We start from the raw sequence: 13,352 nt of genomic DNA, 5'->3' as shown, positions 1-13,352 counted from the left end.
ACTTTGTGCATCCAAGTCCAAGTTTGTGTGGGGATGAAACGTTGAGTGGAAAGATTTTCGCGGATAAAGATTTTTCCTGCATCCACCCGCGTTTTGCCGTGTTTATTTTTCCGACCATGAAATTGACTCAACTCCTGCCTCTGCTGGCCGTGGTGCTGGCCTATCCTGCCAGCGCACAAACTCCTGCTGCTGAACCCGAGAAACCCGAGAGTAAGGTGATTCTCACTCCGGCTCAAACGGAGCATATTCTCAAAGAGCTGGAGAAGGTGGAGGCTCAGATTGGCAAGGGCAGGGGCTCCGTCTTTGGTGTGGCCATGGCGAAGTTTCGTGAAGGAATGGCCAGTCCGGCGGCTGCCCTGGCGCTGTATCTGGAATGCTACAAACTGGAGCATTTCGACCGTAAAAACCTGAAGCAGACAGATTTCATGGACTGGCGGACTAGAAATGAGGTCCGCCTAAAGGACGAAGATTTCAAGCGGGCACTGTCCCTGCAGCTTGAGTACCTCGTGCTGACGATTCAGGCGCAGGAGATCGACGAACCCAGTAAAATGGCTCCGATTGTGGCATCTGTGCAGGCGTTTTTGGCGAAAGCGATTACCGCCGTTCAAGGAGCCACCTCCCACTCTGCCTCGGGTGCAGTGGTGGACAAGGATGCGAAAGGTGGACGCAAGGGCGGAGGCGGCGGCGTAGGTGGCGGCGGAGGTGGCGGCGGTGGAGGAAATGCGCCTGCGGGAGACATTCTGGGCACCCTGCGGCAGTCCGTGGCAACTTCTGAGTTTGCCAAGGCTTACTCGCTGGAAGATTTCCTGAAGCGTAAGGAATGGGAATACCAGCCGCTGGGCGTGAGGGGTATTTACTCCAACATCGTTTTCCCCTACTACCTGGCGGAGAAACCGACGGAACTGCCAGCGCAGTGGGATGCCCGCATCAATGCCGAGGTGGCCATGCGCAAAGCCATCATGAGCGAGACTGAGTACGCTGAATACAGCAAAGATACCGGGCCGCGCATGCTGTGGGAAAAGAACAACTACCTCGTGGAAAACAACGTCACTCCGGTCGTGGCGCTGGCTGACATGCTGAAGGTTATTCAGGCCTACCCAAGTCATCCAGACGCCATGAATTGGCTTAGGGAGTTCCGCGATCTGATTAAATCAGTCTCTGAACCCACGGAGGAGCCGACGGAAAAAACCGTCGGTGTGCAATAGCCGGCCCTCCTCTCATGACGCGCTGGCTTGCATCGGTGCTCCGCAGCTTTGGCCCTGCGCTGGCGGGAGTGGCATGGGCGCTGAAAACACAGCGCAATCTGCAGGTCCATCTCGTCGCCACCGTGCTGGTGGGCGGGCTTGGCCTCTGGCTGCAACTGGCGGCCTGGGAGTGGTGTGTGGTGCTGCTGGCCATGGGGCTGGTATGGGTGGCGGAACTGCTGAACACAGCGCTCGAAGTGCTGGCGGATCGCGTGAGCAAGGAGCGTGAGGAGCCCATTCGCAGGGTGAAGGATACTGCGGCTGCGGCGGTGCTGATGGCCGCTCTGACGGCACTGGGTGTGGGATTGGTGGTCTTTTTGCCGAAACTCTGGCGCTTGCTTTGAGAATATTCCGCCGCCGCCTTGACGCAGCGAAGCACACTTCTATGATGCGGCGCGTTCACGCTCCCCCCCCAAACTTTTACCGAATCACACCCGATGGCCATTCTTGTTGAAACCGACACCCGCATTCTTGTTCAAGGTATCACCGGAGATTTCGGTTCACGTCACGCGAAGGCTTCCATCGACTACGGCACACAGCTAGTGGCTGGCGTGACGCCGGGCAAAGGCGGTCAGATTTTCGAACACAGCGGCAAAAAAGTACCGGTGTTTAACACTGTCTCTGAAGCCGCCCGTGAAACCGGAGCCACCGTGAGCGTGATCTTCGTGCCACCTCCGTTTGCTGCCGACGCCATCCTTGAAGGCGTGGACGCCGGGCTCGACCTCGTCGTCGCCATCACCGAAGGCATTCCAGTCAATGACATGATCCGGGTCAAAGCCGCCATGAAAGGCAGCAAGACACGCCTCATTGGCCCGAACTGCCCCGGTCTCGTGACTCCCGGCTTCGGCGACAAATCGCATGGCGGCTGCCGTATCGGCATTGCTCCAGGGTACATTCACAAGCGCGGCAACGTCGGCGTCGTCAGCCGTTCCGGCACGCTCACATATGAAGCCGTGTGGCAGCTCACGACGCGTGGGTATGGTCAGAGCACCTGCGTTGGCATTGGGGGGGATCCGGTGAACGGCACCAACCACCTCGACGTGCTCAAAATGTTCAACGACGATCCAGAGACAGAAGCCATCATCATGATCGGCGAAATCGGTGGTAACGCCGAAGTCGAAGCGGGTCTCTGGGCCAAGGACAACTGCAAGAAGCCGATCGCTGCCTTCATCGCTGGAGCGACCGCTCCTCCCGGACGCCGCATGGGTCATGCCGGTGCCATTATCGGTGGTGCAGATGACACTGCTGCGGCGAAGAAGAAGATCCTTGCCGAGTGTGGCATCGCTGTTTCCGATTCACCCGCTGACATGGCAGTTACGCTGCTGAAGCTCTGGGGCAAAGCCTAAGCCAAGGCTGAGTGAGCTATGCCAAGCCCCGCTGCAGACAGCGGGGCTATTTTACACAGATGGGAATGGTCACACATTCCTCTTTGAAGGACGGAATATGTTCATCGCCTGCTAAAACTCTGACCGCAGCTTGGAGTTGCAAGCGGACAGGAAACTAGCGTGATCGGGTCGTTGTCGTTTCTGTAGTCTGCGTCACGGAGGGACTGGTTAGAGTCTCAGGTACAACAGTCTCTCTACGCACGGTGGTGGTGACGGGCCTGTCGTCATTATCATCAATGGAGATGCAGGCGGAGGCTGTGAGCGATATGACTACAGCAAGGACTTCAAGGACAGGATGTGATTTCATAACATCACTTCTTCGCTGATCAGCGTGCCCGCGCGTGTATCCAAAATCGATCTGAGATCGCGGTGTCGATCTCAATTCATCGCGGGAAGCAGTTCTAAAGAAGGGGGGGGCATTTCCTGGCGGGTAAGCCAGGTGTGCTGGAGCAGTCGCTGCCCTGTCTTTTCAACACGGCGCGTATTTGGCGCGTCTCAGCCCCAAAAATGGAACCACTGATTCAGCCATCCAACAACGGCGGCGATGGAGCCGAGGACAAGCATGCCTTCGGTGAACATGCGCAGGCGTTCGCCACGGCGTGCACGCTGTTTGGCGATGGGGACGCGGCGATGACGTGGGGCGGGGGACGCTAGTTCCATGGGGGGCACCATGTTCACGTTTGCCAGACGGCGCTGGCGTTCTATACGCGGCGCTGCTGTGATGAAGCATTCCAAGCGGTGAATCTCACTATTCAGTTCATCTGAACGTTTGGTCAGGCTGCGGGATTTGCGCTGGGGCGATGCCTCCTCCTTCAATGCCTGAACAGGCTTTGGGCGGCGTGAGCGGACTTTGCGATTGCCAGAAAACAGAGCCATAGGGATGAGCGGTGAGGGTTCGCGAAATTAGAACATCAGACGGATCAGAACGATGGCGACGATCACGGTGCCCATCAGCGGAAGGGTGAAGGCAAAGCCACGGCGCAGCCAGGCCTTCAGATCATCGGCATGGGAATTGAAGGCAGACATCAACGGCGCGTTGGCGTCGTCGAGATTGATAGGACCTCCGGCGGAAACGCCTTCCTGAGGGCCCATGGCATGCAGACGACGGATGCCTTTGGCGTAGTCGCCTTCAGCGTCATCAATGGCGGCCAGAGCGCCGTCGAGCTCTTCACTCACCTGAGAGCGGTGCCACTTCTCCGGCTGGAGGGATTTTAAAATTTCCTGATGGCGGCGGAATTCGTCGTGAATGGCGGCGAGATCTTCGACTCGCTTCTGCGCGTCATAAAGTTCACGCTCGACCATGCTGGCAGAGCGGCCGATTTTTTCGACGAGATCGCGTTTTCCGGCGACAAAGCGCTCCTGCTTGATGCGCAGGGCTTCGAGATGCTGCTTTTGACGTTCGATTTCTTCCTGCTGCCGACGGAGTTCCTGCAATTGCTCCTGTGCGGCCTTCACCTTGGAATCGACATTCTCCAGCGAGGAGGCGACGGCGTGCCCATCCATGAACTCGGGCGCATCTTCAAAAACGAGGAAATTATCCTCATTGTGGCCGTTGGCAGTGGCGAGAGCAGGTGCTTTGCGGGTGATCATGGGAGTACTGGAAATTATTTCCAGTATCCAAATACTACAGATGCCTTAAGTATTCCAGATTTTTCGTCTGTTTTTTGGCAAAAAAATAGGGAATCCCTCCAAAAGCCACGGTTAGTACCGCGAGTCCAACTAAAGCTGCCAGTTCGAGTTTACCATTATTCCCCGCCATGGCCACGGCATCCTGCCTGAGATTCTGCCATGATGGGATCAGCAGCAAGACCATACTGCCCACAATATAAACGAAACTGGCGATCAAACAGACCGTGCCGCCAAACCCGGAGACGATGCGTGCGGGATTCGACTCCCGGAAGTTGGGAACCAGAGCGCCAAGAGACAGCGCTAGTGAGGTCAGGCCATAGCTTAGCATGAGAATGGAAGCACTGAAATAGAGGATTCGCTGCCCTGGTAGGCCGAGAGAGATTCCTGAGACCACGACCAGTGTCACCATGACGAGTGCCAGCACGCTGGCGCTGAGGCGAAGTTTTAAGGCCAGTACCCGGTGCAGTGGCAAAGGGGAGAGCCCTAGAATCCACATCCGCTGCCCCTCCAGGCTGAACTGCGGGTAGATGAAGCGGGTCGTCAGCGTGGACAGTGCGAGGCAGCAGACCAGCAGGTTCAAATGACTCACGACGGTGACCCAAAACGGACTTTGCAGATCGTAGCCCAGCTTGCGCAGATTCATTGAATAGATCAGCAGCAGGCCAAAGATGATCGCCGACTGCCCCCACTGCACGGGTTCGCGCAGAAACGTTCGTACTTCCTTTACGAGCAGCGCATACGAGGCACGGTCAAGCGCCAACACGCGGCGTAGCCAATGGCTCAGGCGTCCAGGCTTGGCGTGTGACACGGGGGCTTTGACCTTGCTGACGGCTCCTGGTGCCGCGCTCATGATACGGTTCCATGCGGCGTAATAGAAAGTGCCCGCGATCCAGTTGGTAATCAGGATGCTCATCAGCGCATTGGCGAAGAGCACGAGATTGAAGAACAGGGTGCGCTCAACGGTGCCGCGTCCGGCGGCCTGAATCGTTTCCGCCACCCATGAACTGGGCAAGAGCGGGTGCATGCAGATCTCCGTGTGCCGCAGGATCTGGTTCAAGCTCGCACTCAGGTCACCTGAGTTCAGGGACTCGACACTGGAATGCCAGATGGGCAGTGTTTGAATCAGCATCAGGACGACGACTGCGAGCAGGGGCTTCCACATCCAGCGCTTGGACCAGCGGACGAGGGCGATCAGCACCCAGGTTGAAACATTGGCGGCGATCGTCACCAGAGCCAGCAATGCGGGTAGTACGGCGAGCATGAATTTAGCATCCGCCTTGTAGGCCTGCGCCAGAGCCAGCAGGATGGGCGTGCAGAGCAGCAGCAGCCCCCAGCTTGCCAGCAGCATGCCCTCAAGAGTCTTCCATAACACGAGGCTGCATGATGGCAGTGGCAGCGCGATCTGCCACTCCATGTCCTTGCGCCGGAAGAGGCTCATGCCGGTGATCGTGGCATTGGAGATCACCAGCATCACAAAGAAGAAAAAGAACAGCAGAAACACCAGCCGCTCCGTGAGCAGCGGGCCGATGAGGGGCAGGTTCATGATGAACTCCAGCCCGCGTCCCACCAGCAGGTAAGCCGCAAGGCTGTACAGCCCAAGGAATGCGCCGACTGTCAGGCTGAGCAGCTTGTTTTCGCGCATACCAAAGCGCAGCTTGTGCCTCAGCATGCGCCCGTGCGTGCGGGCCAGCAGCCATGTGGCGGATGCGGTGGTCATCCCTCGGTGTCCATGTTATTTGTTGCCGAGCACATTCTGCTCAATCACGTTGTCCTTGCCGCCCACAATGCTGATCGAAAGCTCCTTGCTACGCTTTTCTTCCTCGCGGTCATCGCGGATGATGTTTCCAGTGACCATGCTGTGGGTCACCTGCTCCAGACGGAGTCCCGTGCCATCGGAATCCAGCACGCTGTTATGGCAGATCTGCAGCCGGTTGCAGGTCTCGATGTCCACCGCCGCGCGCTGCTTCCACACGCCGCTGATCACATTGTTGTTCAACATGCTGTCATCGCAGCGCAGAAAGACGATGCCATTTTTCTCTGCATTGTCGTTGCCATTCACGAGGTAGCGCGGATTGCGGTCAAAGTTGTTCCCGGTGACGACGATGTTGCTGCTGTCTGTCACGACGAGGTCATGCTGAAAGCCTTCCCAGAAGGTGTTGCCTGTGATGGTCACGCCACGTGAGTGCTGGATCTCCACATTCACCTGCACATCGCTGAACACATTGGCGGTGATGGTCACATTGCCTTCGCGGGTGTGCTCGCGCCCGGCGCGGCGCAGCAGGGATGGATCCGTGCCGGAGCCAATGATGCGAATGTTGGCTGAATCGGGCGACTTGTGAGTGTGCTGCAGGGTGCAGCCTGTGATGGTCACCTCTCCGATGGAGCCGCCGCGTGAGTCGAGCATGACGTTGGCACTGGGCGGGCCGTCCTTGGCATGATTGCCCTCGATGTCGCAGGTCCCGATGTGCAGATTGCGCACGTTGCCACCGACGGAAACGACACCGCCACCGCCGTTGTAGCTGATGTGACTGCCGACGATGTTGGACTGGTGCAGATTTACATTGTCATAGAAGACGCCGATGCCGGTGTTGTGGTAGAAGTGGCAGGCGGAGATGAGCACGTTGCGGTTGCGCGTGGACAAATGCACGGCGTGGCGGCATTCACGAATGACGACGCGGCTGAGGGTGATCTGCATGGTGCCCGTGGCCTCGATGCCATCCGCCTCTGCATGCCCACCCACGATTTCGATGCCTTCCACCATGGGCGTGCGCTGGTTTTCCCAGACTGCCGGCTTGAACGTTTCCGGTGCTGCCGAGCCTTCATGCGTGCCGATGAAATGCAGGGCAGGTCCTGATCCCGCCATGACGAGCCGCACGGTGCCGTCACCGCTCAGCGCTGCGTAACCGGTTTTCGCCAGATCGATCTTGAGGGTCTTCGTGATGAGATACATCCCCTTGGGCAGGCGTACACTGCCCTGAGTGTCGAACATGTGCTGAATCGCCGCCGTGTCATCCGCCTTGCCATCGCCCACAGGTGATTGCGCCAGCGCCATGTTTGCTGCAGTCAGTAGCAGGAAAAAAGATTTTGAGAGCATTTGTTTAGCCTAGCGGCGTGTCAGGGTTTTCGTCAATTTGAAGCTGTTGGTGGTGTTGAGAAAACGTCTCAGTCCCTGTCTCTTTGCAATCGCTTGAAACCTGCGCCTTCCACGCCACGTATCGACTCGCTGTTTCCCATCTATAACACTCTCATGTACCCTACCGCACGCATACTTGCTCTTTTTGTCGGCTTGAGCACCGTCTCTGCTTTTGCGCAGGCAGATCTGACTGAAGCCTTCCTGCCGATGTTCGCTCCCTTGCCTTCCGAGGTCGCCTCTCCCACGAACGAACTGACGGAAGCGAAGATCAATCTCGGCCGTCTGCTCTATTTTGAAAACCGCATTTCCAAGGGCGGGAAGATGTCCTGCAACTCCTGCCACATGCTCGCTAAATACGGCACTGACAACCTGCCGTTCTCACCTGGACATGAAGGCAAGCTCGGCGGTCGCAGCTCGCCCAGCGTTTACAATGCAGCCCTGCATGTTGCGCAGTTCTGGGATGGCCGTGCGCCGAGTGTGGAAGAGCAGGCCAAAGGCCCCGTGCTCAACCCGGTCGAAATGGGGGCACCCAGTGAAGAATTCGTCATCAAGGTGCTCAAAAGCATGCCTGATTATGTGGAGTCTTTCAGGGCAGCCTTTCCTGGCGAGACCGATCCCGTGAACTACAACAACTTTGGCAAGGCCGTGGGGGCGTTTGAGCGCAAACTTCTCACTCCTTCCAAGTGGGACGTCTATCTCAAAGGCGACAAGGCAGCCCTCAGCGCCGAGGAGAAAAAGGGTTTTTCCATCTTCGTCAAAACCGGCTGTGTCACCTGCCACAACGGCGTGGGTGTCGGCGGCATGATGTATCAGAAACTCGGTCTCTTGAAAGCCTGGCCGGAGCTGACGGACAACGGGCGTTCGGATTTCACCAAGAGTGACAGCGAGAAGTTTTTCTTCAAAGTGCCGAGCCTGCGCAACATCACTGAGACCGGACCTTATCTCCACGACGGTTCTGTCAAAACCCTTGAGGACATGGTCAAAAGGATGGCTGAGTACCAGCTTGGCAAGACGCTCAGCGACGAAGAGGTGGCTTCCATTGTCATCTTTCTCAACTCCTTGAAAGGGGATCTTCCCACCGATTACATCAAAGCTCCCAAGCTGCCTGAAAGCACTGCCGACACGCCCAAGGCGTAATGGGGCAGGACTTGCATTCTTTTCATCAGCCGGGCGCAATTGCCCGGCTGATTTGTTTTCAGCGCTTGCGCCTGATGAGCATGAGTCCCAAGGCCAAGCCCAGCAGCAGCAGACGTGAGGGCTCGGGGACGACGATGGCGATGGTGCCGTTGGTAGTGAAGCTGCTGATGTCCCAGAGGTAGCCTGAGCCGGAAATGTCGGGGAGGTCGAGGCCGCTTGCTTCATCGCCATTGCCGGTGAGATAGCTGGTGAAGGTGAAGCGGTTGGCAAAGGTGGGTGAAAGGGAAAGTCCTGACCAGTCGAGCAGATTGAAAACTTCCGGCGCGGTGGGAGTGAAGGCGTCTGCTGTGACGGTGAGGTTGCCGTTGAACAGAAATGTATTCGTACCGGTGCCCACGATATTGAGCAGATCGGAGGTGCTGCCGGGATGAATGCCAAGGATGACCGTGCTGCCGGATTGAAAGTTCAGCGCGCCGGAGCCGGATAAGGGTGCGAAGGTGAGCGTGCCGTAGTTGCTTTGAGTTGTGCCATCACCTGCTTGGACAATAGCTCCGCTGCTGGCGGTGAAACTGGTGCCCTTGATGAAGCCTGTGCCAAGCAGGGTACCGCCAGTCTGCACGGTGACTGCTCCTGTGCCGGTGGTGCCGGAGCCGCTGCTGCCTGCTTGCAACGCGCCGTCGCTGATTGTCGTCGTGCCAGTGTAGGTGTTGCTGCCGGTGAGCACCTGCGTGCCTGCACCCGTTTTGGTGAAGGCGAGCGTGCCGTCAGTGCCACTGCCGTCGCCATTGCGGAGTGTGCCGCTGTAGGTTTGTGAGCCGGTAGCGACATTGACGGTGAGGGTGCTGGTGGCGGCACTGCCGGATTCGTTTTCGACAATGCCCGCGCCGACTGTGCTGCTGAGCCCGCCGATGGTTTCGCTCTTGTTGTTGAGGCGGAAGATGCCAGCATTGGCACCGCTGCCGTTGAAGGTGATGACGCTGGTATCAGCGATCTGGTCGCTGTTGATGAGTTTCACCACCGCTCCCGTGGTGCCATCGCCGAGGGTGATGTCGCCTGCGATGGCATTGACGCCTGCGGTTTTCGACAGCTCCAGTGCACCGGCGTTGACGCTGGATGTGCCGGTGAAGGTGTTGGCATCCGCGCCGGAAAGCGTGAGCGTGCCGAGGCCGCTCTTGGTGAGGCCTCCGGAGGTGTTGGTTGCGGTGTTGATCGTCCCCAGCACCACTCCGCTACCACCGCCGCCGAGCAATGCGATGGTGGGCGTGGAGGTGTAGCCGATGCCAGGATTGCTGATGGTGATGCTGAGCAGCTTGCCATAGGTGGGGCTGGTGGGATCGAGATCCACCGTGGCGAAGGCCGTGGCACCGGAGCCACCACCTCCGCTGATCTCCACATACGGTGCCCCGTAGTAGCCGCTGCCACCGTCGGATATGGCAATGCTGGTGACGCCGTTCCCAGTGGGAGTATTCATGGCGATGGGGATGGTGACATTGAAGCCTGCCGTATTGATCACAGCGCCACCGTTGAAAGTACCGAAAGCGCCATTGACGTAGGCGGTCAGTGTTCCTGTGCCGCCGGTGCCGCTGACGACAATCAACGAGGGGGTGCTAACCGACGCCTGCAACGTTCCGCCATTGAAATTAATGTAGGAATTGATCGCGGCTCCAGTGCCATTGTATTGAACGATTTGGTTGTTGATCAGGGTGCCTGCATTGAGATTGAGATACGCGGTGCCCAGCGCCAGATTGTTGTTCTGCTGGCCGATGGTGATGCTTAAACCTGCGTTGTTCACCAATCCACCCGCCATCGTCATGGCACCTTGCGCCGTAGTGGTGGCTGTGATTGCGCTGCCACCGCTGCGGAATCCCAGCGCGATGTACTCTCCCGTTCTCAATACCTGCCCGCCCGTCACGGTGAACTCCCAGCGCTCATTGCGGAACATGATGTAGTTGGCTGTATTGAGCGTGCCGCCACTGACTTGCAGCACGGAGATGGATGCCGGTGTGGTGCCATCTCCAGAGTCCACGCGCTTGGTGTTGATGGTGCCCGAAGACAAAAACATACCGCCATAGCCTGTGGCGCCCAGGGTGATGCCGGCCTGGGTGTTGGTGGTGGTGAGGGTCAAAGTGCCGCCGCTGACGACGAGTGTCCCCTGATAGCTGGTGGCGTTGCCAATGCCGAGGGTCGTGGTGGTGTAATCCGCGCCTGTGCTCAGCCGTAGCATGCCCGGAGCGGACACCGATCCTACCGAGGTCCCTGAGGCTCCATTGTTCAAAGTGCCGGTGACTTCGAGCACACCACTGGCAACTGTGATGTTGCCAGCGATGTTGACGCTGCCGCTCAGCAGCAGATTGCCCAAGCCTGTTTTGGTGATGCCGAAGGCACCGCTGGTCGAAGTGATGGCTGACGCAATGGTGAGATCGTGCGCGGCATTGCTGCTGTCACCCACGGCGAAGGTGCGAGTCGCCGTGCCCAGATCCAGCGTGCCGCCGGTGATCAGCGCGCCCAACGGATTGTTGGTGCTGTTGACAGTGAGCGTGCCACCCATTGTAAGCACTCCGCCGCTGCCGATGTTGATCGTGCCAAGGCTCGTCGCACCAGAGGTGGCATCGTAAAAATTGATGGCTCCCGAGGTCCAGTTATAGCCGCTCAGGGCAAACGTTGCTGAAGTGCCGCCACCGGCTCCGGTGAGATTCAGGACCGGGGTGGATGAGATGGCGTTGCTGGTGCCAAATTGCAGCGTACCACCTGCGGTGATTGTGATGCTGCCAGAGAAGATGTTGGCAGTGTTGATGAGCAGGGTGCCCGCGTTGATCAGGGTGCTGTTCGAAAACGTGTTGGTGCTGTCCAAGGTGAGCATGCCGCCGTTGATCGTTATGCTGCCTGCGTAGGTGCTGGTGCCGGTGAGGATCAACGTGCCCATATTGATTGTCGTCGCGCCCGTGTAGGTGTTCGTTCCGCTGAGGGTCAGGGTGCCCGCGCCTGCTTTGGTGAAAGCAAGCGTCCCATCTGTCCCGGTCCCATCTCCATTGCGCAGTGTGCCGCTGAAAGTCTGGGAACCGGAGTCAACATTGACGGTGAGTGTGCTGGTCACAGCGCTGCCGGCTTCGTTTTCCACGATGCCTGCACCGCCGGTGCTGATGAGACCTCCAATGGTTTCCGCCTTGCCGTTGAGCCGAAATACGCCGGCATCGATCCCGCTGCCAATGAGAGTGATGACACTGGTGTCTGCGATTTGATCACTCGCTAGGAGCTTCAGCATGGCCGTGGTGGTGCCATTACCGATAGTGATGCTTCCCGCGATAGCGTTGATTCCGGCGGTCTTTGAAAGATCAAGTTCACCGACGTTAATGAGTGTGATGCCGGTGTAGGTGTTGGCGTCAGTGCCTGAGAGCGTTAGAATACCGAGGCCGTTTTTTGTCAGGCCGCCATCGGTGGTGTTGTCACCGCCAATGCTGGAATGCGTCAGTGCTTTGGCAATCGTGACGGCAAAGTTGTTGGTGTCGATCACCGCACCACCGTTGCGCACATTGACCGTGGTCAGACCAGTGCTCAATGTCATGGCCGTGCCATTGGCCTTGAGGGTGCCGCCGTTGAAGTTGAAAATCGAAGTCCCAACACTGCCGCCCATGATGTTGCGGTTGGTGGCCAGGGTGCCGCCATCCATATTGATCGTGCCTGAACTGGTTGTGTTCCCACTAAGACCTGAGCCGAGTTGAATGTTCCCTAGGGTGGTGCTGCTGTCGAACAGGCCGGTGCCGGAGATCGTCATGATGCTGGCTCCGCTGTTCTCTGTATTCGTGTAGCCCGCGCCAATGCGAATGACGTTGGAACTGCTCGTCACATTGACCGTGCCACCTGAGATGTTGAGGTATCCGTTGCCGGAGGTGGAGGTGCGTCCCACTACAAGACCGCCCGAAGCCGCTCCCACGGTGAGTGTTCCTGCAGTGACATTGACCGTGGCGCTGCTGTTCTCACCGATCCTGAGAGTGGATGACGCTCCGGAGAGGTATGCCGTGCCGGAGAAATTAGTGATGCTGCCACCCTGGAAAGCCGTCTGGCCCGTGGGATTGGCGGCGGTTCCCAGCGTGCCAGTCACATTGAAGGTGCCGCTGGATACGGTTAATCCGTAAGAGGTGGAGTAGCTTGTGCGCACATAGCTGCCAGACAGATTGGTAGTGCCGCCGCTGAGGGTCAGAGTGCCCACGTCGGTGATTGTGCCTTTTAGATTGAGCGTTCCTGTGCCGGATTTACTCATGTTAAAGCCTGCCCCATTTATGCTGTAGGCGGTATCAAGGGTCATATTACCCGAGCCAGTGAATGCCGTGCCAGCAGCAAGCGTTATATTGGACTGGAGGAGTGCCTGAGTAGCTGTATTCGTGACAGTTATTGTGCCGCCAAAGGTCAGCGTGTTGCCATTGCCGACGAGGGTGTAGCCATCGGTGTTGAAGGTCAGTCCGCCGGCGGTGACCGATTCCGTTAGCGTCACCGTGCCCGCCGTGCCACCGAAGATGGCAATGTCGCTGTTGGCATTGATCCATGCGACCATGCTGCCAGATTTGTTCCAGAGCAGGGAAGTCGTGTTCCAGTCTCCCGTGCCGCCGGTGCTCCCTCCTGCAGTGCCATCGGCATCCCAGGTCAGACTTGAAGCGGCTATGGAAAGAGCGGGCAGCAGAAAGGTCGCAATCAATTGCACACAGAATTGTACAGCGGGAGTCCGGAGATTAGCAGTGAAAGGTTTGAGCATGGCGGAGGAACACATCAACTCCTCAATGCTAAGCATTCACGGGACCATGGAAGGCTCTATGTGGACCCCAAATAAGG

At 58.0% G+C, this 13,352-nt stretch carries 9 protein-coding genes; 4 read left to right on the top strand and 5 right to left on the bottom strand.

Annotated features, from left to right (window positions below):
• The first annotated feature begins 116 nt into the window (after positions 1–116).
• The 3 genes from PSV43_RS14785 (at position 117) to sucD (ending at position 2,590) form a co-directional block, all read left to right on the top strand.
• A complete protein-coding gene (locus tag PSV43_RS14785) occupies positions 117–1,205 on the top strand; it encodes a hypothetical protein (protein ID WP_300198724.1) in 1,089 nt (362 codons plus the stop codon).
• A gap of 14 nt (positions 1,206–1,219) precedes the next feature.
• Complete coding sequence (locus tag PSV43_RS14780; protein WP_300198721.1) at positions 1,220–1,588, top strand: diacylglycerol kinase family protein; 369 nt, start codon at positions 1,220–1,222, stop codon at positions 1,586–1,588.
• Between the two features lie 93 nt (positions 1,589–1,681).
• A complete protein-coding gene (gene sucD / locus PSV43_RS14775) occupies positions 1,682–2,590 on the top strand; it encodes a succinate--CoA ligase subunit alpha (protein ID WP_300198718.1) in 909 nt (302 codons plus the stop codon).
• Positions 2,591–3,124: 534 nt separating this feature from the next.
• Here the strand turns inward: sucD and PSV43_RS14770 are convergent.
• From PSV43_RS14770 to PSV43_RS14755, 4 genes are read right to left on the bottom strand one after another with little or no spacing between them, the layout of a single operon-like run.
• Positions 3,125–3,505, bottom strand: a complete 381-nt coding sequence (locus PSV43_RS14770; RefSeq protein WP_300198716.1) for a hypothetical protein — start codon at positions 3,503–3,505, stop codon at positions 3,125–3,127.
• Positions 3,506–3,532: 27 nt separating this feature from the next.
• A complete protein-coding gene (locus PSV43_RS14765) occupies positions 3,533–4,219 on the bottom strand; it encodes a hypothetical protein (protein ID WP_300198713.1) in 687 nt (228 codons plus the stop codon).
• A gap of 34 nt (positions 4,220–4,253) precedes the next feature.
• Positions 4,254–5,975 carry a hypothetical protein gene (locus tag PSV43_RS14760; RefSeq protein ID WP_300198711.1) on the bottom strand — a complete coding sequence of 574 codons (1,722 nt, stop codon included), beginning with the start codon at positions 5,973–5,975 and terminating at the stop codon, positions 4,254–4,256.
• A gap of 15 nt (positions 5,976–5,990) precedes the next feature.
• Complete coding sequence (locus PSV43_RS14755; RefSeq protein WP_300198709.1) at positions 5,991–7,352, bottom strand: right-handed parallel beta-helix repeat-containing protein; 1,362 nt, start codon at positions 7,350–7,352, stop codon at positions 5,991–5,993.
• A gap of 153 nt (positions 7,353–7,505) precedes the next feature.
• Between PSV43_RS14755 and PSV43_RS14750 the strand changes: the two genes are divergently transcribed.
• Positions 7,506–8,528, top strand: a complete 1,023-nt coding sequence (locus PSV43_RS14750) for a cytochrome-c peroxidase (protein ID WP_300198706.1) — start codon at positions 7,506–7,508, stop codon at positions 8,526–8,528.
• A gap of 58 nt (positions 8,529–8,586) precedes the next feature.
• On the opposite strand, the gene PSV43_RS14745 is transcribed toward PSV43_RS14750, so the two are convergent.
• Positions 8,587–13,275, bottom strand: a complete 4,689-nt coding sequence (locus PSV43_RS14745; protein WP_300198703.1) for an autotransporter-associated beta strand repeat-containing protein — start codon at positions 13,273–13,275, stop codon at positions 8,587–8,589.
• Positions 13,276–13,352 lie beyond the last annotated feature (77 nt).

The sequence above is a fragment of the Prosthecobacter sp. genome, assembly GCF_029946185.1.
GTDB lineage: Bacteria > Verrucomicrobiota > Verrucomicrobiia > Verrucomicrobiales > Verrucomicrobiaceae > Prosthecobacter.
The sequence above is the reverse complement of the archived record's forward strand: the minus strand, read 5'-3'. Positions and strand labels throughout refer to the sequence as shown.

What these genes read in the sequence shown, in the direction of transcription:
- PSV43_RS14785 (WP_300198724.1), top strand. Translation starts at nt 117, where the DNA reads ATGAAATTGACTCAACTCCTGCCTCTGCTGGCCGTGGTGCTGGCCTAT.
- PSV43_RS14780 (WP_300198721.1), top strand. Translation starts at nt 1,220, where the DNA reads ATGACGCGCTGGCTTGCATCGGTGCTCCGCAGCTTTGGCCCTGCGCTG.
- sucD (WP_300198718.1), top strand. Translation starts at nt 1,682, where the DNA reads ATGGCCATTCTTGTTGAAACCGACACCCGCATTCTTGTTCAAGGTATC.
- PSV43_RS14770 (WP_300198716.1), bottom strand. Translation starts at nt 3,505, where the DNA reads ATGGCTCTGTTTTCTGGCAATCGCAAAGTCCGCTCACGCCGCCCAAAG.
- PSV43_RS14765 (WP_300198713.1), bottom strand. Translation starts at nt 4,219, where the DNA reads ATGATCACCCGCAAAGCACCTGCTCTCGCCACTGCCAACGGCCACAAT.
- PSV43_RS14760 (WP_300198711.1), bottom strand. Translation starts at nt 5,975, where the DNA reads ATGACCACCGCATCCGCCACATGGCTGCTGGCCCGCACGCACGGGCGC.
- PSV43_RS14755 (WP_300198709.1), bottom strand. Translation starts at nt 7,352, where the DNA reads ATGCTCTCAAAATCTTTTTTCCTGCTACTGACTGCAGCAAACATGGCG.
- PSV43_RS14750 (WP_300198706.1), top strand. Translation starts at nt 7,506, where the DNA reads ATGTACCCTACCGCACGCATACTTGCTCTTTTTGTCGGCTTGAGCACC.
- PSV43_RS14745 (WP_300198703.1), bottom strand. Translation starts at nt 13,275, where the DNA reads ATGCTCAAACCTTTCACTGCTAATCTCCGGACTCCCGCTGTACAATTC.